This is a genomic window from Adhaeribacter aquaticus DSM 16391 (assembly GCF_000473365.1).
Taxonomy (GTDB): Bacteria; Bacteroidota; Bacteroidia; order Cytophagales; family Hymenobacteraceae; genus Adhaeribacter; species Adhaeribacter aquaticus.
In genome coordinates this window covers 4,765,572-4,788,416 of sequence record NZ_KI421517.1, presented here as the reverse complement: position 1 = coordinate 4,788,416, position 22,845 = coordinate 4,765,572, and the positions used below count along the sequence as shown (strand labels likewise).

Here is a 22,845-nt window from a genome sequence, read left to right as displayed (position 1 = left end):
ATAAATTATGAGCAAGACACAAAGCATCTCCGCTAATCCTGAATTAACAAAGGTAAATCTTTGGGTAATGGCATTAGCCACCGGTTTGGTAGTCGCTAATATTTATTATAATCAGCCTTTATTAGGGCAAATTTCTGAAGATTTTCAGATTTCAGAAGCTCGGGCCGGTATTATTGCTATGCTTACCCAAATCGGGTATGCTACCGGAATGCTGTTTATCGTACCCCTAGCCGATATGCTGAAGCGGAAAAGACTAATCATGACTGATTTTGTTCTGATTATTATTGCTTTGCTTTTGGCGGCCTATGCTCCTACTATTCATTTCTTAATGCTGGCTAGTTTCCTGATTGGGGCTACGTCTGTTATTCCTCAGTTGCTGGTGCCTATGGCTGCACACCTGGCTAAGCCAAAAGCAAGGGGACAGGCTGTTGGGTTTGTCATGAGTGGCCTCCTGATTGGTATTTTATTATCCCGGACTTTAAGTGGTTTTGTTGGTGCCCATTGGGGCTGGCGAGCCATGTTTCTGATTGCAGCGGGATTAATGGCTTTATTATGGATTGTTTTATACTTGTTACTTCCGGAAGTTTATCCAGATTACAAAGGTTCTTATAAAAGTTTAATGGTATCCCTAATTCATTTAATAAAGGAAGAACCAATATTACGCATTGTTACTTTACGCGGAGCCCTATGCTGCGCCTGTTTTGGCGGCTTCTGGACTACCTTGGTTTTTTTGCTACGAGAACCACCTTTTAATGCCGGGAGCGATGTGGCTGGCTCTTTCGGTTTAGTAGGAGCCGTTGGCGCCATTGCAGTTCCGTTTATGGGTAAAATAGCCGACAAAGGAAATGCGCAGAAATTTACCACCATTAATATTATTTTAATTATTGTTTCTTATTTCATTTTCGGGTTGTCAACGGCTAGTATTATTGGCCTCGTAATTGGCGTAATTTTATTGGATATGGGTGTTCAGGCAACCCATGTGAGCAACCAGACTTTAATTTTTAGCTTACGTCCCGAAGCACGTAACAGGTTAAATACGGTATACATGGTTATTTATTTTACGGGTAATGCTCTGGGAACCCTGTTATCTACCCGGGCCTGGTACTATTGGAAATGGTACGGTGTAGTAGGAGTGGGCTTTATTTTATCAACCTTAGCATTGGTTGTTCACCTTGCTAATCTGTCCACACTTTCTAAAGAAAAAACTAAATAACCCATATTCTCTGCTTCTTCTTTAAGTTTAGGTAAACTACTTAGTAAGGAATCGTATATAAATGTATTCTATAGAAAACCTAAAGCAGAGGCTATGGCTTCTTTATATACCCCACTTACTATCACCAGAATTAAAGAGGAAGTGGAAGGCGTTAAACTTTTTTTTTCGAAGGGGAAGACGCAGCCAGCCTGACCTTTCAATCTGGTCAATATTTAACGTTGGTACACCAGTCCCAACAGGAGGAAATCAGGAGGTCGTATTCTATTATTTCCAGTCCGGAACTGGGAGAGCTGCTAGCTGTTGGCGTAAAACGAATAGAAAATGGAATTCTCTCCCGTTTATTAATAGATCGGGCCAAGGTTGGCGATCAAGTACTCACTTCCGGGGCAGCTGGTTTTTTTACTTTGCCCAAGAATGTAGCTAATTACCGCCAGGTTTTTATGCTGGCGGCAGGCAATGGCATAACGCCTATTTTTTCTTTATTAAAAACCCTTCTGACCTTAAACCCAACTATAGCCATTGTTTTAATTTACAGCAATAGTTCTTTAGAAAGAACTATGTTTAAAGAAGAGTTGGATAATCTACAGGCAAGTTTTCCGGAAAGGTTTAAAATTGAATACTTGTTTAGTAATGCTACTAATTTAAGCCGGGCCCGTTTACATAAAGACTTACTAAAATTATTAATAGCGCAATATGCTGTAGCCCCTTATGCAGAAATCTTATTTTATATTTGTGGTCCTTTAAATTACATGCGCATGGCAAATTACGCCTTGCATGAGGTAGGAGTACCTCCCGACAATATTAAACGCGAGAATTTTAATACTGAGAAACCAATCATTAAAGCAGAACCCCCTGATAAAGGCCTTCATCAGGCAATTATCTATTTTAAAAAACAGCAGTTTGAAGTAGAAGTACAATACCCAGGTTCTATATTAAAAGCTGCTAAGAAAGCAGGTGCTGTTTTGCCTTATAGTTGCGAAGCCGGTGTCTGTGGAAATTGCGTGGCTACTTGTACTAATGGTCAGGTTTGGATGGCTTATAACGAAGTATTAACTGACAAGGAAGTAGCTCAGGGCCTAACATTAACCTGTGTTGGGTTTCCGGTAGGAGGTAATGTGGAGTTGATATTTCTCGGTTAAACTTAAAATAAAAAAGCCCGGAAGGTTATTCCGGGCTTTTAATAGAGGGCTATTTATTAAGAAACAGTTTTAAATACTTCTTCGTCAATAAAAGGCTGATTCTTTACTCGTTTGCCAGTTGCTTTAAAAATTGCATTGGCTACGGCACCACCAGTAGGCGGTAAGGCCGGTTCGCCTAAACCAGTTGGATCAATACCATTATCTACAAAGTGGCATTCAATTTCCGGAATTTCATTCATCCGGATTAAACGGTAATTGTTGAAGTTGTTTTCCTGAGCTAAACCATCTTTAAAAGTAAGCTTACTGTACATGGCATGACCTAAACCATCTACAATACCGCCCATCATTTGCTGCCGGGCACCACTTGGGTTAATAACAATACCACAATCGCCGGCTGCGTAAATTTTCTTTAATACCGGTTTGCCTTTTACCATGGCTACTTCACCAACCTGAGCTACGTAAGAAGCGTGGGAGAAATAAACACTGAAGCCCTGAAAAACGCCTTGTTTTTTACCCCAACCTGATTTTTCAGCTGCTAACTCAATAACGCCCCGCATACGGTCAATATCGTATTTAATGGCACCAGTTGGTTTGGCTTTAGCTTTTGTCAATAAATCCAGCCGGAATTTCACCGGGTCTTTTCCGGCGGCCTGGGCTACTTCGTCCAGGAACGATTGCTCAGCAAACGCCAAAAAGTTAGTAATTGGAGCACGCCAAGGTCCGGTTGTAATTGGAGATTTATGCTCAACCGAATCAATTAATAAGTTTTCTACGGCACCAGATGGGAAGTTATCTTCCCGGGTTGGATTACCGGAGTTTATGCCTACCCCGCGTAATTTATAACCAATCAGGTTGTTTTGTGCATCCAGCGCAGCTTCAAACCGGTAGCGTACAGCCGGACGGTAGCTTCCGCCAGTCATGTCATCTTCCCGGGTCCAGATTACTTTTACCGGAGCCTTTACCAAACTCGATAGTTCAGCAGCTTCCAATACATAGTCAGCCTGTAACCGACGACCGAAACCACCACCTAAACGGGTAATTTCAAGCGTGATTTTTTCAGGTGCCACACCTAATAACTTAGCTGTTTCGGTACGGGCACGTTCCGGCGTTTGCGTAGGACCAACCAATTCTACACCGTCCGGACGAACGTGTGCAAAAAAGTTCATTGGTTCCATTGGGCTATGCGACAGGAACGGACACTGGTATTCGCTCTTAATTACTTTAGCTGCACTTTTGAATGCCGCCTCTACATCACCATCTTTCCGACGAACCACAACCTCGTTACTGGTATCCAGTAATTGTTTAAATAAACGATCGTGGTCGGGGGTACTTTCTATATTATCAGCTTTTTCGTAAGCTATTTTAACTGCCTGACGCGCTTTTTTAACTTGCCAGGTAGATTTACCTACGATTGCCACATTGTTCTTGAAAGTAACAACATCAACAATGCCTGGCATTGCTTTCGCTGCTGCGGCATCTACTGATTTTACTTTCATGCCAAAAGCCGGGCGCTGAATCATGGCATGCAGCATACCTTCGCGGTATACATCAAGACCAAATAAAGGCTTACCGGTTACAATATTTTTTTGCTCTACGTTTCTAACCGGCTTACCAATTATTTTAAAATCCTTGCGGTCTTTTAACTGAACATCAGTAGGCACCGGCAGTTTAGAAGCATCCATTGCTAACTCGCCGTACGATAATTTACGACCAGAAGCTTTATGAATAACAGTACTATTTTCAGTAGTTAAATCATTTACGGAAACATTCCAGCGTTTAGCAGCAGCTTCTTTCAGCATTTGCTTGGCCGTGGCACCAGCTGTGCGTAAACGTTTCCAAGAATGAGGTACCGCGCCGCTACCACCGGTTAACTGGCGATCGAATTTTTTAGCGTCTAACGGAGCCTGAACTACTTTTACTTTTTTCCAATCTACATCCAATTCCTCGGCTACAACCATAGGGAAGGATGTTTTAATATTTTGACCTAGTTCCGGGTTAGGAGAAAAGATGGTTACGATGCCATCAGATCCAATGGATAGATAACTGTTAAATTCTACTCCACCGGCAGCTGCTCCGGCAGCTTCACCTAAAACAGAAATGGAATCAGCGGCCGCACTGGTCCAGCCGAAACCTAATAAAAGGCCTCCACCAGCGGTAGCGGCCAATTTCATGAAATCGCGTCTGCTTTTATCTGTTGTGGTCGCCATAATTAACTTTTCTTAGTGGTGGTTGAAGCTGTTTTGGTAGAAGCTAGTTTTACGGCTTCGCGGATGCGGTGATAAGTACCGCAACGGCAAATGTTGCCCGTCATGCCAGATTCAATTTCTTCTGCAGTAGGCTTCGGATTCTTTTTCAGCAGGGCTGCTGCTGTCATAATCTGCCCAGCCTGGCAATAGCCACACTGCGATACGTCAACTTCATCCCAGGCTAATTGCAGCGGATGGTCGCCGTTGGCAGACAGTCCTTCAATGGTTACTACTTTGGAAGTACCAATGGCAGAGACTGGGTAAACACAGGAGCGGGTTGCTTCGCCGTTAATGTGGACGGTACACGCCCCACACTGGGCTATTCCGCAGCCGTACTTTGTTCCGACCAGCCCCAGGTGGTCGCGCAGTACCCATAATAGTGGGGTATCCGGCTCTACGTCGGCCTGGTAGCTCCGGCCGTTAATTTGCAGCTTAAAAATGGCCATATGTTTAAGGTGTTTGGTTTCTCGCCAAATTACAAAAATTTATTCAAAATACCCCTTTTAAATCCTTTTTTTTCGGTAAAAGAGTTATAATTACAAATTTTTAAATAACTTTTACAATTGGTATGGTTTAGGCTACAGAAACTAGTTTAATTTGGAGATTAATCTACCAGAACCACCACTTTACCCCGCGTTTTAGCAGTTTCTACTTGTTGATGCGCTTCCCCTATATTTTCAAAAGGATATTCCTGGTAAACATGTGCCTTTATCTCGCCTGATTGTAATAATTGAGCCAGTTGTTCCATATCAGACCCGGAAGATTGAACCAGGTAATTAGCTGCAGAAATTCCTTTTTGCTCCGCCAGGTTTTTTATTTCTTCTGTAACGCCGCCTACAATAGAAATCAAATAACCGCCTGCTTTTAAAACCTCTAAAGATTTACGTGTATTGTCTCCTCCTAACGGATCCAGTACAATATCAATATTATGGGCAGCCGTTTCAAAATTGGTTTGTGTATAATCCAGGTGCTCATCAACTCCTATGTTTTTTAAGAAATCAGCATTGGCTGCAGAAGCAGTACCTATAACAGTAGCTCCATAATGTTTGGCAATTTGTACAGCAAAATGGCCTACCCCGCCAGCCGCCGCATGAATAAGCACCCGTTGCCCGGTTTTAAGATGCGCTTGTTGTACCAGTACCTGCCAGGCAGTTAAATTAGCTAAAGTTGCCGCGGCCGCTTCAGCATGGGAAATCTTGGTTGGTTTTATAGCTAAATGATTGGCAGGTGCGGCAACATATTCGGCATAAGCTTTTCCGTGACCTGGAAAATTGACCATGCCAAAAACTTCATCACCGGGTTTAAAAGAAGTAACGTCTTCGCCTACCTGGGTTACTTCTCCGGAAATGTCCCAACCTAAAATCAGTGGCTTTCCCTCTTTAATACGCCCATACACGCCCTTGCCGGACCGAGACTTAACATCAACCGGGTTTAAGCTGATAGCCTTCACTTTTACCAGTACTTCATCCTTTTGGATGGCAGGTCTTTCTATTTCGGTGATGGTTAAATTCTCTATGCCACCTGGTTCTGTTAAAACAATTGCTTTCATAGTTGTAAGGTTTATAGTTTTTATCGCAAATCAATTAAATTTGGATACAATGGTTAATTAGTAGTATTGAGGGGTAATAATTCTTTAATCGCTTTTGTGCCATCTTTTGCTTTTGTTAATTCAAAGGCATCAATAAGAGCATCGGATACCGAGTAAGACTTGTATAGCAATTTGTTTTCCTCGAAAGAAATAACCTGAAATAACTGACCTTGTTGGCTGGTTCGGGTTGGCCATGGTTTCTGAACATTCCTCCGATACGCTTTAGGGCCACTTATGGATACCACGTATACAGGACTCGTATTTACATATTGTTTTTCTCCTTTACTGGTTAGGCCAAAGCCGCGGGCATAGGTATGATCATGCCCCTGTAATACCAAATCTACTTTATACTTATCAAACAAAGGTTTCCAATATTTTATCAGGCTTTTGGTATCCTTTGCCCGCGAAGCAGAAAAAACCGGATAGTGGCAGGCGACAATAGTCCATTTTTTAGTGTTGCTTCTTAAGACCTCTTCCAGCCAGTGGGCCTGGCCATATATAAACCAGTAAGAGTTTAAAGTAATTATTCGAACATCCTGGTAATCGGTATAATAGGCTACGTCTTTAAATCCTTTAGGTCCGTTTTTAGGAAAATTAAACTGGGGGTTCCAGAACCTGGTTAGCTTAGGGAGCCCCAATTTACGGGCATATTCATGGTTACCAGGAATAACCAGATGTGATTTGGTGGTAAAAATAGCTGCTCCGGCTGTAAACCAATCCTGCCACTCCGTTTCCGATTCGGGACTATTCACCTGATCGCCAATGTGGAGTACAAATTTTGCTTGCGGAGCTTTAGTATGAGTGGCCTGTACCGTTTTAGCCCAACTGGTAGCTAACTCATTCTGGGCATCGCCTAAATAAATAAAGCTGAAAGGTTCTGGTTGGTCATTGGCCGTTTCGAACCTAAACCAATTGCTCCAGTTAGTGCCGTCGCCAACGCGGTATTGGTACTGGGTATTAGGCTGCAGATTAGTAAAATTAACAGCATGAAAAAGTGTTCCGCTATTTTCTGATTTTAGCTTTTGGGTTTTAGCCTTAAAGGTTTTGGTAGCCGATGAAGAACCGATAGGTAATATCTCTGCCACAGGAGTTTTTACAACTGTGGATGTTCGCCAGGTAACGGTTTGGGAGGTGGAAGGATCGGTTTGCCAGGTTAAAATAATGCGGTCTGGTTTAAGACCTGGAGCTACCTCTGTTGGAGCAATAAAGTTAGTTAAGTCTTGTTTCTGAGCATTGAGTGCTTGTGTTTTGAACAGAAAACAAATAAAGCTTATTGTAATAACTTTAATAAATAAACGAGAGACTTTAACCATAGAACTGGTGCCAGTAATACCGTAATGTGGTAGTTAAACGGTCTGGAGCTGTTACCGTTTTTGTTTGTTTTGAATGAAGAATTTATAGTGTTCAATTTGTTATTTCGCTTAATAAATAAAGGCCCCTTTTGTGGAGGAGCCTTTATTTATTATAGTTCGCGTAACCAGATATTCCGGTAGCTTATAGGTTTGCTTGGGTCGCCGTGATCTTGTAAAGTAATAGGGGCTTTGCTATGCGCTTTATAAGAAGGTAAACCAATGTATTCGGTAGGGCCTTTTATCTCAGAATTGTTCTGTACCAGTACTCCGTTATGTAAAACAGTTATACGGGCTGGGGTAAATACAGAACCATCTTCTTTGAAACGGGGAGCTGTATATATTACATCATACACGTTCCAATCTCCGGGCTTACGCATGGCGTTTACCAACGGAGGGTGTTGCTTATAAATACTTCCTGCCTGACCATTTGAATAGGTCCGGTTATTATAAGAATCTAACACCTGAAGCTCGTAACGGCTTTGCATAAAAATACCGCTATTGCCACGGGCCTGGCTTTTTCCCTGAATGTCCGTTGGAATCTGCCATTCTATGTGTAACTGATAATCGCCAAATTCCCGTTTGGTAGAAATATCACCGGTTCCTTTCGCCACCGTAAAGGTGCCGTTTTGTACTTTCCACTTCGCTTCGCCATCCTTTCCTTTCCATTCTGCTAAATCTTTTCCTCCAAATAAAATAATGGCGTCGGAAGGAGCAGTCGTGGTACCGTTACCCGGAGTTATTACTTTGATTTCTGGTTCCCAGAATTCTGTCATTTCCGGACGCATTTTGGGAGGAGTAGGCACGGTTTCCTGTGTTTGGGCATTTGCTTCAGAACATAAAACTAAACCTGTTACTAAAGCCGCAGCCGATAATTTTTTTAGAAATGAAGTAGAAATGGTGGTGTGCATTTTTTGCTTTAATTAAAATTAATCTGTGTCTTGGTCTTTGGTATTCTTGTAGAATACACAATAATATTAATAATAAAGTATACTGCAATAACAATCTTTAAGAAGATTAAAGCCTGCTGGTATCAGTGCCGGAGTTAAATTTGTCTAAATCCGTCGCCAATAAATTTTAGCCCGTTGATAATGCCGGTTCGCCAATAGGTCCAAGTATGGGCACCATCCCGTACTCTAAACTCATGCGGAATACTATATTTTGTCATTTCAGCGTGCAGTAGGGCGTTACCGATAGTTAAAAAATCATCGTCTCCACAATCTAAATAATACTTAACTTTTTTAAGTTCTTCTACTGGTTTGGTTTTTATTATATCCAGAATACTGTACTGGCGGTAGTGGGGGGTAAGGCGGGCTTCTTTTTGCAGGGCTTCGCCAAATAATTTACCTAAACCCGTTTCGTACCGGTTAGCTTCCATAGAGGCTATTTCTTCATCCGTGCGAACAGCAGCACTAAAAGCGGCACAGCTGGAAAACAGTTCGGGGTGGCGCATGGAGTACATTAAAGCACCATAGCCGCCCATGCTTAAACCCGAAATACCGCGGTATCTTTTTTCCGGACGGGTTCGATATTTAGAATCTATGAAAGGTATTAGTTCTTGTACAAACATATCTTCGTACCGGACTTTACCCTGATAATCGTTAATGTAGTAGGTGCGTTTGGCATCAGGGGTTATAATAATCATCGGTGGAATTTCCCCGGATGCAATGGCCTGATCTGCATAACGCTGGATTTCGCCAAACTGAACCCAGCCTGTATCGTCATCGCCGCCGCCATGTAATAAATATACCACCGGGTAATTACGCTGAGACGTATTATAATCGGCAGGTAAATAAATAGTGTACTTTACTTCTGTACCTAAAAGTTTGCTTTTCATTTTGAGACTTTCCTGTACCAGGCCTGCTGGTACCTGGGCCTGGACGGCAAGGAGAAAACAAAAGAAAACGCCTGTTAGAAGTAGTTTTAGTGGGTGCATAAGAATTATATACTTGGTGAATAATAAACCAAATATATTTATTCTGATTCAGATTGCGGTACCGGCTACTTACATGTTTTGGCTAATAAGCTGGCGGCCTGGTTGGAGCCAAGTTGCTGGGCTTTTTGTAAATCAGCACAGGCCGTTGCGCCCTGGTTTAGTAATACTTTGCTGTGCCCCCTTCCGTAGTAGGCATTAGCTAACTTAGGATTAAGGGTAATGGCTTGGGAAAAATCGGCAATAGCTCCCGTATAATCTTTTAAATCCATTTTTATGCCGCCTCTTTCTACCAGGTTAGCAGCATCATTGGGCTTTAAGGAGAGAGCTTTGTTATAATCAGTTAAGGCTTCTTTGGTTTTGCCTAGCTGGCTTTGCGCCATGGCCCGGTTGGCATAAGCCTCTGCCATCCGAGGGTTTATACTAATAACTTTATTCAGGTCTTGTACACAGCCAGCGTAATCGCGTTGGTTAAATCGTAACAAGCTACGGTTAAAATAGGCACCAACAGAGTTGCTGGCTAAGCCAATGGCATTATTGTAATCGGCTAAGGCTTCAGTAGGCTTTCCCATTTTTTCATAAGCCTGAGCCCGGAATAAATAAACTTCTGAGGTGGGAGCTTTTTTGGTTACCATTGAATAATCGGCGATGGCACCAGCGGCATCGTTGGCGGCTAATCTTAAATGAGCCCGTTCTAAATAAGAATCAGGAGCATCCGGATTAAACTTAATACTTTTCTCGAAATCGGCTAAAGCCTCCTTTGGCCGGTTTAAATTTAATTTAGCGACTCCCCGGTTGTAATACATGTCTGCATCCGAAGGGCTTAAAGTTAATCCCTTATCGTAGTCAGTTAAAGCGCCGGCAAAATCGTTCTGGCGTATTTTCAGGGTGGCCCGGTTTCGGTAGGCTTCAGCATTTTTAGGATCTAAACTTAATACTTTATTAAAATCAGTTAAGGCTCCTTTAATATCGTTCAACTCCAGTTTAGCTAAGCCCCGGTTGTTATAAGCCTGCGCAAAAGAAGGTTCTATGTAAATAGATTTGGAATAAGCGGTTATGGCTTCTTTGTAATTGCCCGCATCAAAATGTCTATTTCCCTGGTTAAAATCGGCGTTAGCTAAGCTTTGGGCAAAAATAGATAAGGAAGAAAAAAGGAAAAGTAAGGTAAATAATATCTTTTTCATCTGCTCGTAAGCAATAAAGGTGTTTTTTCAGGTTTTAAACCGAAATTATCTGATTCCGTTCAGGTAGCTTTCATTAAAACGTAAAAATAAGGTTTTATAGTATTTACCTGTTTTAAATTGAAAATATTAAGGAGATTGGTAAAAAAATTAGGGGCACCGACTACAAAAAAAAAGCGCCTGCTAATGAGGCGCTTTTTAAAGTTCTAAGTAAGAAGATTATTTCTCTACTATTAATCTGGTTACTACTTGATTGTCGGCAAACTTAGCTACTACCAGGTAGATACCATTCGGTAAAGATTCTGTATTTACACTTACTTCCAGGTTTTCCTTCAGCGAATTCGTTTGCTGTAAAACAACTTTGCCAGCTAAGTCACGCAATTCAATCTGAACCATATCCTGGTCAACATTTAAGAATTTAATTGTAACCTTATCTTTAGCAGGGTTTGGATAGGTAATTAAATATTCTTCTATGATTTTACTAGAAGGCTTAACTGCTATAACCTTACTATATTCAATTTTACCTGAAAAATCCACCTGTTTTAACCTGTAATACAAGTTAGAATTGTTGGTATTTACTTGGTCTATATAATCATACTTTAACAATACCTTGCTTGTACCAGCTCCTTTTATTTTAGCTACCGTATTAAATTTCGTTCCGTCAAAACTTCTTTCAACATTGAAGTATTCATTGTTTTCTTCAGAAGCGGTTGCCCATGTTAATTTTACTTGTCCTGATCCAGAATTAAAAACCGATGCTTTAAAATATACCAAAGTTACCGGAAGAACTGTAACTGGTGCTGTTCTGGTATTTCCTTCGCCGTTAGTTGCATCATTTACTGAATAAGTCATGTAAGAAGTTCTGGTAGTTCCGGTGTTATCTTTTGCCAGAATTCTTAAATTTCTAGTTCCAGATAAAAGGGTGGTAGTATTCGAAACATAGATTTGTCCAGATTTTAAATCTAAAGAAGTACCTGATAAAGGTTCTCCTTCTAATATCTCATAGGTTAATGGACCGGTATAATTCCAACCCGACAATTCAGGCGTCGCAATTATTTCATTTGTAACATAAGAATCCTTCATGTAGGGAGGCTGTACCGTATAAGTTAGCCCACAGGAATTGTCTGCGGTTATAGTAGTTGTCCCTATATCTATAGGACCACATTCTTTAGACCCTGTTACTTTTAATGTATAAGTACCACTTGGAATTGAGCCGGTGGATAAAAATATCTCACTTCCATTTCCAAGAATTGGGTCGCCTATTGGTGTATTCCCATTATATAACCTGTAAGTTACTCCAGATTCAGAGCCTGCCAGCGATATTGTGGCAGAAGAACCGCTACAGATTATTTGGCTGCTTGGTGATGTTAAGGCAAAGGTAGCTGGAGGCGTTGAAGCAGTTACTGCAACGACCTGAGTTAATTCAGAGCGGCTGCAGCCGTTAGTAACAACTACCTTCAGGTTATTGGTGCCGGTTGTGTTCAGGGTACCGGTTGTTAAAGTAATAGAGGTTGTATTTTCAGTTACTCGAACGGCATTACCGCTATAGGCATTGGTTGTAATATTATATAAGCTGTAAGTAACCCCTATTTGAGGGGAAGAAACAGAAACGGAGGCCGTGCTGCCGCTACATACGGTTTGGGTAGCTGGTGATACCGCTAAAGATACGTTGATCTCCGGATTGACCGTTACCACAACTTTCTGAGTAAGTGCAGTACTATTACATCCATCAGAAGCAATCACCCGGAAAGTATAAGTACCGGCAGCCAGCGCATAGGTATTCAGGGTAATAGTACTGCCGTTGCCAGTAACTGGTGTACCCTGGTTAGCATACGTAAAGTTAGGCGAAGTGCCGGATTCCAGTTGTAACTGGTAGATAATATCCTGCTGAGATGCGGCCACTGTTATAGCGGCGGTATTGCCAACGCAAACTGTAGTCGTGGTAGTCGATACGGTTAAACTTGCTGAAGGCGCGGTTGCGGGTACCGTAATACTAAATGCGTTTGTATAGTTCTGTATACAGCCCGCCGCCGTAGTGGCCCGGATAGTAAAAGAGCCGGAAGCAGTTAAGGCAGCCGTAGTTAAGGTAATATCGCCGCCGGTGCCGGTAACGGCTGCTCCGGAAGCCGTAGTGCCATTAAATATTTGGTAACTCACGCCGCTTTGCGAAGAGAACAAGGTAACGCTGGCAGTTTGATTGGCACAAACTAATTTAGTAACCGGAGTAGCGGTAATAGTAGCCGGCAATACACTGACATAAACCGGTTCTCCCATATCCGTGGTACAGGAACCATTAGTGGCCACTACTTTAAAATAACTATTTGTAGATAAGGCAGGAGTAGTAAAGGTCAAGGCATTGCCAGTAGCCGTAGGAGTAAAAGAAGTGCCCGTTCCGGTAACATTTACATAACTGCCGTTCACTAACCGCTGTAGCTGGTACGTATTACCGGCTTCTGAATTTGATAAAATAATGCTGGCGCTGGTATTGGGACAAACTGTTTGCGTTACCGGGCTTAAGTTATTAGCGGTAGGCCGGTTGTTTACAGTTAGCGATGCCGTTTGGGTTAAAGGTGTACTGCTGCAACTGTTGGTAGCCAGAACTCTTAAATTATAAGTACCGGAGGTAAGGGCATTAGTAGTTAAAGTAATGGTGCTGCCATTACCCGGTACGGCAGAACCTACATTTATATAGTTTGTGCCCGATATTAACTGCACCTGGTACGAAACGCCTGATTCTGTATTACCTACTGTTACCGTGGCAACACTGCCGCTACAAATTGGGCTAACCACCGATACCGTTGGCGTTGCTAAAGGAGCTCCGCCGGCAACGGTAACGGTAAAGGTTTGGGTTAAACTGGTGGGAGAGCAATCAGCCGGGCTCACCGGAGTGGCTTGTATTCCGAAGTTAATAGTAGAACCTACGGTGCCGGTCAGAGGAGCAGAGGTTAAAGTTATTTCACCGCCGGTACCCGTAACTGCTGTGCCGCTTATTGCCCCTGTAATTACGTTAAAAATCTGATATTGTACGCCTACCTGCGAACCCAATACTTTAACATTAACAGTATTCGCAGTTCCGCAAATGGTCTGGCTGGTTGGGGTTACCGCTAAGTTGGTTCTGACAGGGGTAACGTTAATATCTACCGGATCACCCATATCAATCGAGCAGTTGCCGTTATTAGCTACTATCTTAAAAGTGGAGGTAGTTGATAAAGCTGGCGTGGTAAAAGATAAAGCATTACCGGTACCCGCTATTGCCGTGCCACTGTTTACATAAGTGTAGGGATAAGTACTTTTATTTAAAATCTGTAACTGGTAATTAACACCCGTTTGCGAACCGGATAAATTAATGGTAGCCGTACTGTTGGTACAAGCCGCGGCCGCCAATGAACTTACAGTATAATTGGTGAGGCCTTCACTAATAGTTACACTGGAGCTTCCGTTCAATGTTATTTCACAAGAACCATCACTCCTGTAGGCTCTTACCTTTAAGTTTACGGTAGTACCCACACCGGTTAAGATTGCGGAGCGTAACACAATAGTGCCGCCGTTACCCAATACCGATGCTCCACTGGCCGAAGTGCCATTGTAAATCTGGTAAATAACACCATCTTCGGAATTAGCTACCGAAATAAGAGCGGTATTGCCGCTACAAACAATCTGGCTTAACGGAGAAATAGTAGGATTGGTAGAAGGCGGGTTACACGATACTAAAACAGCGGCCGTTTGTCCGCTCTCGCCGCAACCTGTACCGGTAGTAATAGAGGCCGTTACTGGAACGCCCGTTGCCAAGTTTAGTTGATTAGCAGGAGTAATATTTATAGTCCAGGGAACCGGGGTAGTGCTGGTTGCTCCTGTTACCGTGGCAGTACCGCCTATTTTTATGCCGTCTATATATACAAAAACAGTCCCGTTGGTAGTGCTGGTGCCCGATATAGTAGTAGCCCCTTGCTGGATGGGTGACGTAAGCTTTAAACCTAAAATGGCAGCTGTAGCCGGAGTAGAAACTGTGACGGTAGCCGATGCTGCGCTTGGTAACTTCCCGCCAGTTGCCTGGGCAACAGCATAAAGTACGTTGCCACCTTGTAAATTGGCACTTCCCAGAACCAGTGCAGACCAGTCACCATTGGTAACGGTAGCGGCATCGGTAATGCGGGTATCGGTAGCTGGATTGGGAGCCGGATTGTCGGGATCAGTACTGTCTCTTCTGTATACCGTAACCAAGGTGCCGTTTGCTTCGGTAGAGGTACCCGAAATGGTAGTGCTGGTTGGGCAATAAATAACTGGGACGGAATTTTTGGTAGTAGGAATGGTAGGAGTAGCCGTTGTACAATTTGTACCTACTGTTATTTCAGTTGTTGGAGCTGAGAGTCCTTCAAAACCACTTGGGTAATTTGATCTACTGCCACTTCCAATTGAATTATTTGGAACAATAGCCCTGAAACTAATCTTTTCGCCACCAGTAAGCCCATACAAGGAAAGATCTACGGACCAGGCTGCGTTATTTGTAATATCAGTGGTTGAGTTTAATGGAGCACCGGCAGCAATAGCATCAGGGGTGATGAAATTTATAGTTGCATTGTTTACGTCTGCATTTGCTGTCCCTATCCCGCCATCTGCTAATTTTTTTACAGGTACTCCATTCACATATAAGAATATAAGAGCTCCTGGTTCTGACGTTCCAGAAATAGTACTGGTAGAAGTACAAATGAAACTGGTGGCTATTGTTGGTGTTTGAGTAGTTTGAGCCGAACCAGTTGTTGCAGGAGTTCCAGTATCTGTATTTACATATAAACTATTCGATCTTCCAGACTCACAACTATTAACCGGAGTTACGGAAGCATTAATAGTAGCATAATCTTTTGAAGTAGCGCCAGTGCCATTTCTTGGATATGCTAAATCTCGGGCATAGGTTGTATTATTATATGTCCAGCTATAAGTATTTCCTGTTAGAGTGGTACTGGAGGTAGTAGTTCCAAAGAAAACACCATCTTTATATATTCTAATGGTAGCACCAGGATAAATAGTAGTACCATTAACAGCATCTTTATTAGTTTTAGACGAAACAATTGGTGGTGTGGAGGTAGTACATGTTCCAACCTGAACCGTTCCTACAGATACTGTGTTGGACGAAACTGATATGAGCTCCGGACAGGAGCCGTTTGCAGCGAGCACAACTTTTGTCGTAATTTTATCTCCGGCTATTAAGGATGTACCTGTAGGCAAGTTAAAAGACCAGCTGCCGTTACTAACTATTACAGGCGAAGCCGAGTTTATTTCAACCCCATTTCTGTAAAGCTTAACAGTTCCTCCATTTTCTGTGGAAGTACCAGTAATGGTTGTGGTGGTAGTTCTAATTGGGGTATTGGTATTGATAACCGGAGCGCTTGGAGCCAATGATTGGCAAAAATCACCATTTTCTAATTGATTAAGCGAAGTAGGAGGGAATTTAGGAACAATTTCCTTCCAAATCCTAATTTTATCATTGGCAAATTTTTTATCATCTACACCACCAATATCTGAAATAGTTCCTTCTAAACCGGTTTGGGCGCTTGTAACCGTTGAGCCACTCATACGCATAGGTGTATCTGGATTTATTCCAGGTCCGCCGTCGGCACTAAATGCTGATAGTGGTACATAGAAGTCAAAGAAATAATCAGCATCGCCACCAGCACGTGTAGCAGCAACTGATTTCTGAAAATACCTGTTATACCCACCGTTGGCACTACCCCGCCAGATTATATTGCTGGACATGGGGTCGCTTTGATCCCCGCTACCTCTGTGTCGGTATATATTTACATCAAAGTTTAAAGCCAGAACAACTTCAAACTCAAAACCTAAATTTATTACTTTGGATGGTGTTGCGTAATCTATTAGAGTACCATTAGCTAATTTAAGTTTGTTAAAAACCCCATCTGTATCTAATAAAAAACTATAACCTTTGGAGGCAGTAGAATTACCGCCTAATCTCACTCGGAACAAAACAGATTGAGTAGAACTTACATAATACATTGCTAAAGGTACATTAGCAAGGTCTGTATGTCCTCCATTAGATCCGGTTGTTAAATCAGCTAAGGGTTCAGGTCCATTAGGAGAAGGCATTTGAGGGAAAAACCGGTATGGGATTTCACTATTGGTTCCCATATCAGGATTATATCCGCTTACGGTTGTTCCATTAGCAGCAGGAAACCCAGTGGCTGATTTAGATACATAGCCATCACCGTTGGGGTCGAGAACTGTTGGCCCTGGGCTAAGTGCTTTCTGAAGAATAAATCCTGGGGTTTGCGCTAATGCTTCATTATTTAATAATAATAAAAAGAAAAAAGCCATTAAAAGAAAACTAAAACAGGAAAGTAATGAAAAACGCCTGTTTTTGGATCGGGTAAAATTTGTTTTCATTAATTATGGGTAAATTTTTAACAATAATAATTTTTATATGGTTTTTAAATGATTCTTTTCGGTGAACCAATCTTTCGGCTCGTTAAATGCTTTGTAACAGGTTAATAAAATTGAATTATAATAATGATTATTCTAGTTTATATTATTTATATAAAATTATAATAAATAAAAAATATATTTGAAACTTTTTTATCAAATATTCTATTAAATGATTTTTTTTTATTGATAAGCAATATTCTCTCAAAAAAGTTTAAAAAACACCTAGGATACTTTATTAAAATATAAAATTTACCAGTTGGTTTTAATTAATATTTAATATGAATTTTCAAATGATTTTCATGTTAAACCAGCAAAAGTCACTTTTGTTTAACCTTCGATAAATGACTGTTTTTAAAGTGGAAAAAGGTTGAGGCGGTACTAAAGTAAAGTTGGATGTTTATATAGTTGGAAATCTGTTAGTTAAGAATTTAATTAAGGTTTAAGGACTTTACTAAAGTAGAAATATTAAAAAGGCTTTAGGTTAAAAGGATTTGCGGCTAATAATTAAGCTTACTGCATTACCTCCAAACCCAGCGGCATTTAACATGATCCGCTTTATTGGTTTTATGTTTTTTTGCTGAATAATAGTCGGATAGGGAAGTGGCAAGTAAGTCTGGCATTCGAGTATAGCAATGGCATATTCCAGGCTTAAGGCAGCAGAAGCACCTAAGGTATGGCCAATCAGGAATTTATTGGAAGTAATAGTAGGTAATTGATCAGCGCCAAAAACGGCGGCTACGGCGTTTAGTTCTGCCGCATCACCGGCCACAGTGCCAGGGGCATGCATGATAATCAAATCAATATTTTCATTTTCCGGAAGTTTATGTAAGGCATCCTCCATGGCTAGTTTAAAATTAGTGCCTTCTTTCGAAATGCCGGACTTGCTTGGAATTGTCTCAAACCCAAACCCAATAGATTCCAAAATCAGGGAGGATTCAATCTCCTGATCCAGCTTTTCTTTAGTTACTAACTCCAGCGCAAAAACGGCAGCTCCTTCACCCAGGGTAAAAGTGTTTTTCTTTTCCAGGTTAAAAGGCCGGCAGGGAAAGATAGCATCTGATCCCGACGAATAAATACCAACCGCTTTCATTTGGGCCACTGTAAAGGGTGTTAGCGGGGCTTCGGAGCCCCCTGCCAAAAACTTGGTGGCCATGCCGGATTTCAACCAGGCGAAGCCATTTGCAATAGCCTGTAAGGCGGTGCTACAGGTAACCGAATGGCTGATTACCGGACCACTTGCTTGTAAATCATTGGCTACCCACGAAGAAATATTACCCAAAGTAGTAACCGGAGAAGTATGGGCTGGCAGGGTACCGGTGCTTAAAAACTCTTCCACAAACCCTTCAAACAAACCGGTTGCCCCGCGCGAAGAACCAATATTTACCGCAATGTTTTTTTCGTGGGTCCAGCCCGCGGCGGTTACAGCCTGGCGGGCCGCATACATAGCCATCAGCACTGTTTTATCCAAAGCCTGGTAGGTGCGCTTTTCGGCTTGCAGCTGGTTTAATTTTTCTGCAGTTTCAGGTTTTAAATTACCTACTGGTGTCGGGTGCCCATTATACTGCTGCACCTGAAAAGCAGGAGTACCCTGCTGATAAGCTTTAGCAATAGTTTTGGCATCCGACCCAAGCGGAGAAATAGAGCCGAATCCCCGGATAACAATAGATTCTTCCTGTGGCAACTTAATTTTTATTTTGTTCTAATAAATCTGCCATTTTCAGAATAACAGCATAAACTATTTGCAGCTGCTCTGTACTGATGCAATATGGAGGTAATACATAAATTATATTACCCAGCGGGCGGAGCAGGACTTGATTCTCCATTGCGAGGTTATAAAGAACATCCCGAATATTATTAAAATAAGAGGTTAGGCCGGTCTCGAACTCTATGGCAATTATGGTTCCTGTTTGCCTTACCTCTTTACAAAACGGATGATTTTTGATGATGGCTGAAAAAGCCTGGTGTTGCGCTATAATCCGGTTAATATTTTCTTTCGTTTCCGGAAATAAAAGAACTTCTAAACTGGCTATTGCGGTAGCACACGCTATGGGGTTAGCAGTAAAGGAGTGGCCATGAAAAAAAGTTTTTGATTTATCCTGACTTAGGAAGGCATTATAAATAAATTCAGCACATGATGTTACTCCTAATGCCATTGTGCCGCCTGTCAGTCCCTTTGATAAACAGAAAATATCAGGCTGATGCTGCAGGTAATATGAAGCAAAATATTCACCGGTGCGGCCAAAGCCCGTCATTACTTCATCGGCAATGGTAATAATCTGATTTTCCTTACAAATTTGTAAGAGCTCATCCAGTACCTTCGGCTTATACATAACCATACCGGCAGTACCCAATACCAGTGGTTCAAAAATAAAAGCGGCTACATCAGGTCGTTGGCTATATTCGGTAAGTTGCTTTAAACAATCTTCTTCTTTTCCAGGAATGGGTACATCAATAAATAAAACATCAAACAAGTACTGGAAAAAGGGCTGGGTAAATGCACTGCGACTACTAACTGACATGGCCCCAAAGGTATCGCCGTGGTAACTTTCCCGGAAAGCAATTATTTTATCTTTTTTAAAACCTTGATTAGCCCAAAACTGAAAAGCCATTTTTAAAGCTACCTCAACAGCCGTAGAGCCATTATCCGAATAAAATATACGCTTTTGGTTATCCGGTAATATTTGGAGTAGGTTTTCAGCTAATTCTACTGCTGGGCTATGGGTAAATCCTGCAAAAATAACATGATCTAGCTTTTGCAACTGCTGGTTTATCCGTTGCATAATGTGCGGGTGGCAATGCCCATGCGTATTTACCCACCATGACGATACGGCATCTATATAGGTGTTACCCGCTTCATCATATAAAAGAGCCCCTTCTCCTTTTACAATAGGCAAAGGCGGGCTAGCTGTTTGCATTTGGGTGTACGGATGCCAGATAACAGCCTGGTCGCGTTGCGCTAAATTTAACATGTTAAATAAGATTAGGTTTTACCAGTGCCGCATATTTTTGTACTACTGCCGGTGTAAGTGTAGCCTCCGGGCTTATATGTAATAACGGCCGCAGTCCTGTGTACCTTAAAATTAAGTCCTCGGTCTGATTATTTTTATCACCATTAAAAATAATACCGGCAATCGGAATCTGGCGGGCATTTAAAGCTTCAATGGTCAATAACGTATGGTTTATACTACCTAAATAATTTTTAGAAACCACCACCACCTCAGCCTGTAGCTGCTGAATCAGATCCACGATCAGATAATTATTATTCAGGGGAACGAATAAACCTCCGGCACCTTCTATAACCAGGTGATTATCTGTTTCTGGAAGGTGAATCTGGTTAGGATCAATGGTTATGTTTTCTAACTCGGCTGCGGCATGCGGCGAGAGGGGAGCTTTTAGCAAATAACTTTCCGGGTGAAAAACCGAAGAGGTATTGGAAATTAAGCTTTTTACGGTGCCGGCATCGCTGTCGGTTTCGCTACCCGATTGCACGGGCTTCCAATAATCAGCTTGCAAAGCTTCGGTTAAAATGGCGGCAGAAACAGTTTTACCTATTTCAGTTCCTATACCGGTTACAAATAATTTTTTCATAAAGTATCGGCTATGGTTTGGGCCAGTTTATCTATCTCCGCCTCTGAATTATAGGCATGTACTATAATTCGCAAGCGTTCTTTGCCTTCGGGCACCGTTGGGCTAAAAACAGGCCGTACATCAAATCCGGCTTTTTGTGCCTGGTTTGCTATATTTTTTAATTGGGCTATAGATTTGGTCTGCACCGCATGAATCGGGCTATCTTCCGGGTTTATAGTAAATTCCGGGAAAGGAGCAATACAGCTTTTCAGGTAATTAGATAAATGTTTTACTTTCACCCGTTCCGTATGTAAAGACGGTAAAAGCTGGTAGGCACATTTTATAGTTAAAACAGCATGCAGGGGAAGGGCTGTGGTATAAATAAACGGTCGGCTAAAATTTACCAGGAATTGCTTGAGGGCTGCCGAACCCACAATTACGGCACCATGGCATCCCAATGCTTTGCCAAAAGTCATAACCCGGGCAAACACCCGATCCTGTAGGTTTAACTCCTGCACCAAGCCTTCTCCATTTTGGCCAAACAAACCATTGGAATGTGCTTCATCCACCACCAGGTAAGCTCCTTTTTCCTGACAGATTTCAGCTATTTCTACTAGAGGGGCATAATCGCCATCCATAGAATAAAGTGATTCTACGGCTACATAAACATTACCAGTAGCATGCGTAAATTTGGCTCTTAAATCATCCAGGGAGTTGTGCCGGAAAGAATAGGCTTTGGCAAAGCTTAACCGGATGCCATCTTTCATGGAGGCGTGGCTGGTATCATCGTACAGGATGGTATCGCCCCGTTGCGGAACGGCAGAAAAGAAACCGGTATTAGCCACAAAGCCAGAATTAAATAATAGAGCCGCTTCGGCTTGGTGAAATTGGGCTAAAAAGCTTTCCAGTTCTTCGGTATAAGCAAAGTTACCGGAAAGTAAGCGGGAACCGGTAGCTCCGGCCGGCACTTCTGCATATCGGGTTAGTTCTCCTTCTACTGCTTTTTTCAAAGCTTCGGAACGGGCTAATCCCAGGTAATCATTTGAGCAAAAATCAATGGTATGCGCGGTAGTTTTTAACTGCCGGAGAATACCCTGATTCTGGCGTTCCGTTAATTTTCGCTGCAAGTTAAGGGGCAGCTCCATATTTTTAAGCAACTACTTCTTTTGCTTCTTTAAAAGCTTTACGAGGTGATAATCCTAATAACTGGAACATTAACTGATCGTCGTTAAGCCCAGGATTAGGAGTTGTTAATAATTTTTCGCCGGAGAAAATAGAGTTGGCACCTGCCATAAAACATAAAGCTTGTTCCGGTAAACTCATTTCGGTCCGGCCAGCTGATAAACGCACCATGGTGCGCGGCATCGTGATGCGGGCGGTAGCAATCATGCGAATCATTTCCCAAACCGATAGCCGGGGTTGATCTTCCAAGGGAGTGCCTTTTACTGGTACCAGGGCATTTACCGGAACCGATTCCGGATGCTCAGGCAAGTTAGAAAGTACATGCAGCATTTCTATCCGGTCCTGGTCCGTTTCGCCTAACCCAATAATGCCGCCGCTGCAAACCGAAATCCCGGCTTTGCGCACGTGCTCCAGGGTGTCTAACCGATCTTCGTATTTGCGGGTAGTAATAATGCTTTCGTAATGATCGCTGGAAGTATCCAGGTTGTGGTTGTAGGCATATAAGCCAGCTTCTTTCAGACGTTGGGCCTGGTATTCGTTTAGCATACCTAAAGTACAGCAAACTTCCAGACCTATATCGTTTACTTTGGTAACCATACCCAGTACCCGATCAAAATCGCGGTTATCGCGTACTTCGCGCCAGGCAGCTCCCATACAAAAACGGGTAGAACCGGAGTCTTTGGCTCTTTGGGCCGCCTGCAATACCGTTTCTTCCTGTAACAAAGCATGCGTTTTTACATCGGTATGGTAGCGGGCAGCCTGCGGGCAATAAGCACAATCTTCCGGGCAACCGCCAGTTTTAACCGAGAGTAAAGTGCAAACCTGAACTTCACTACCCGTATGGTATTTTCGATGCACGTTGGACGCTTCAAACACTAGTTCCAACAATGGCTTTTCGTAAATATCCTTTATTTCTCCAATGGTCCAGTTATTTCTAATATCCGTTTGCAAGCTTTCCAGGCTCATAATGTTAAACTTTCCTATTACGAAAGTACACAAGAATTTAATTTTG

The 22,845-nt window shown here is 42.2% G+C and carries 15 protein-coding genes; 2 read left to right on the top strand and 13 right to left on the bottom strand.

From position 1 onward, the window contains the following. The first annotated feature begins 7 nt into the window (after positions 1-7). Together ADHAQ_RS0123685 and ADHAQ_RS26935 are read left to right on the top strand one after the other, a co-directional pair. Complete coding sequence (locus ADHAQ_RS0123685) at positions 8-1,213, top strand: MFS transporter (protein WP_026465036.1); 1,206 nt, start codon at positions 8-10, stop codon at positions 1,211-1,213. Between the two features lie 218 nt (positions 1,214-1,431). After that, on the top strand, positions 1,432-2,352 hold the full coding sequence (locus ADHAQ_RS26935) for a flavin reductase family protein (RefSeq protein WP_245590654.1): 921 nt from the start codon (positions 1,432-1,434) through the stop codon (positions 2,350-2,352). A gap of 56 nt (positions 2,353-2,408) precedes the next feature. On the opposite strand, the gene ADHAQ_RS0123670 is transcribed toward ADHAQ_RS26935, so the two are convergent. From ADHAQ_RS0123670 to bioB, 13 genes are all read right to left on the bottom strand, one after another. After that, complete coding sequence (locus ADHAQ_RS0123670) at positions 2,409-4,559, bottom strand: xanthine dehydrogenase family protein molybdopterin-binding subunit (RefSeq protein WP_026465035.1); 2,151 nt, start codon at positions 4,557-4,559, stop codon at positions 2,409-2,411. Positions 4,560-4,561: 2 nt separating this feature from the next. Then, a complete protein-coding gene (locus tag ADHAQ_RS0123665; RefSeq protein ID WP_026465034.1) occupies positions 4,562-5,044 on the bottom strand; it encodes a (2Fe-2S)-binding protein in 483 nt (160 codons plus the stop codon). A 158-nt stretch (positions 5,045-5,202) separates the two neighbouring features. Continuing rightward, positions 5,203-6,147 carry an NADP-dependent oxidoreductase gene (locus ADHAQ_RS0123655; RefSeq protein ID WP_026465033.1) on the bottom strand — a complete coding sequence of 315 codons (945 nt, stop codon included), beginning with the start codon at positions 6,145-6,147 and terminating at the stop codon, positions 5,203-5,205. Between the two features lie 53 nt (positions 6,148-6,200). Next, positions 6,201-7,499 (bottom strand): purple acid phosphatase family protein, encoded by a 1,299-nt coding sequence (locus tag ADHAQ_RS26930; protein ID WP_051360128.1) that lies wholly within the window; start codon positions 7,497-7,499, stop codon positions 6,201-6,203. A gap of 149 nt (positions 7,500-7,648) precedes the next feature. After that, positions 7,649-8,446 (bottom strand): 3-keto-disaccharide hydrolase, encoded by a 798-nt coding sequence (locus ADHAQ_RS0123645; RefSeq protein ID WP_034257049.1) that lies wholly within the window; start codon positions 8,444-8,446, stop codon positions 7,649-7,651. Between the two features lie 134 nt (positions 8,447-8,580). Beyond that, complete coding sequence (locus ADHAQ_RS0123640; RefSeq protein ID WP_034257606.1) at positions 8,581-9,372, bottom strand: alpha/beta hydrolase; 792 nt, start codon at positions 9,370-9,372, stop codon at positions 8,581-8,583. A 164-nt stretch (positions 9,373-9,536) separates the two neighbouring features. After that, positions 9,537-10,652, bottom strand: coding sequence for a tetratricopeptide repeat protein (locus ADHAQ_RS26925; RefSeq protein WP_051360127.1), 1,116 nt, complete (start codon positions 10,650-10,652; stop codon positions 9,537-9,539). A 216-nt stretch (positions 10,653-10,868) separates the two neighbouring features. Then, on the bottom strand, positions 10,869-17,045 hold the full coding sequence (locus tag ADHAQ_RS0123630; RefSeq protein WP_084523968.1) for a T9SS type A sorting domain-containing protein: 6,177 nt from the start codon (positions 17,043-17,045) through the stop codon (positions 10,869-10,871). 520 nt (positions 17,046-17,565) lie between these two features. After that, on the bottom strand, positions 17,566-18,765 hold the full coding sequence (locus tag ADHAQ_RS0123620; RefSeq protein WP_051360126.1) for a beta-ketoacyl synthase N-terminal-like domain-containing protein: 1,200 nt from the start codon (positions 18,763-18,765) through the stop codon (positions 17,566-17,568). Between the two features lies 1 nt (position 18,766). Continuing rightward, the gene (bioA, locus tag ADHAQ_RS26920; RefSeq protein ID WP_034257047.1) at positions 18,767-20,053 is read right to left on the bottom strand and encodes an adenosylmethionine--8-amino-7-oxononanoate transaminase; all 1,287 of its coding nucleotides are present in this window, start codon (positions 20,051-20,053) and stop codon (positions 18,767-18,769) included. Position 20,054: 1 nt separating this feature from the next. After that, positions 20,055-20,672, bottom strand: a complete 618-nt coding sequence (bioD, locus tag ADHAQ_RS0123610) for a dethiobiotin synthase (RefSeq protein ID WP_026465028.1) — start codon at positions 20,670-20,672, stop codon at positions 20,055-20,057. Then, entirely contained in the window at positions 20,669-21,796 is a 1,128-nt protein-coding gene (locus ADHAQ_RS0123605) for an aminotransferase class I/II-fold pyridoxal phosphate-dependent enzyme (protein WP_026465027.1), read from the bottom strand. The genes bioD and ADHAQ_RS0123605 overlap by 4 nt, the downstream gene beginning before the upstream one ends. A 4-nt stretch (positions 21,797-21,800) precedes the next feature. Continuing rightward, positions 21,801-22,799, bottom strand: a complete 999-nt coding sequence (gene bioB / locus ADHAQ_RS0123600) for a biotin synthase BioB (RefSeq protein ID WP_026465026.1) — start codon at positions 22,797-22,799, stop codon at positions 21,801-21,803. Between the last annotated feature and the right edge of the window lie 46 nt (positions 22,800-22,845).

Bases quoted from the DNA above. Each gene is read 5' to 3' on its own strand.
- ADHAQ_RS0123665 (WP_026465034.1), bottom strand. From the start codon at position 5,044: ATGGCCATTTTTAAGCTGCAAATTAACGGCCGGAGCTACCAGGCCGAC.
- ADHAQ_RS0123685 (WP_026465036.1), top strand. From the start codon at position 8: ATGAGCAAGACACAAAGCATCTCCGCTAATCCTGAATTAACAAAGGTA.
- ADHAQ_RS0123605 (WP_026465027.1), bottom strand. From the start codon at position 21,796: ATGGAGCTGCCCCTTAACTTGCAGCGAAAATTAACGGAACGCCAGAAT.
- ADHAQ_RS0123640 (WP_034257606.1), bottom strand. From the start codon at position 9,372: ATGAAAAGCAAACTTTTAGGTACAGAAGTAAAGTACACTATTTATTTA.
- ADHAQ_RS0123630 (WP_084523968.1), bottom strand. From the start codon at position 17,045: ATGAAAACAAATTTTACCCGATCCAAAAACAGGCGTTTTTCATTACTT.
- ADHAQ_RS0123670 (WP_026465035.1), bottom strand. From the start codon at position 4,559: ATGGCGACCACAACAGATAAAAGCAGACGCGATTTCATGAAATTGGCC.
- bioB (WP_026465026.1), bottom strand. From the start codon at position 22,799: ATGAGCCTGGAAAGCTTGCAAACGGATATTAGAAATAACTGGACCATT.
- bioD (WP_026465028.1), bottom strand. From the start codon at position 20,672: ATGAAAAAATTATTTGTAACCGGTATAGGAACTGAAATAGGTAAAACT.
- bioA (WP_034257047.1), bottom strand. From the start codon at position 20,053: ATGTTAAATTTAGCGCAACGCGACCAGGCTGTTATCTGGCATCCGTAC.
- ADHAQ_RS26925 (WP_051360127.1), bottom strand. From the start codon at position 10,652: ATGAAAAAGATATTATTTACCTTACTTTTCCTTTTTTCTTCCTTATCT.
- ADHAQ_RS26930 (WP_051360128.1), bottom strand. From the start codon at position 7,499: ATGGTTAAAGTCTCTCGTTTATTTATTAAAGTTATTACAATAAGCTTT.
- ADHAQ_RS0123655 (WP_026465033.1), bottom strand. From the start codon at position 6,147: ATGAAAGCAATTGTTTTAACAGAACCAGGTGGCATAGAGAATTTAACC.
- ADHAQ_RS0123645 (WP_034257049.1), bottom strand. From the start codon at position 8,446: ATGCACACCACCATTTCTACTTCATTTCTAAAAAAATTATCGGCTGCG.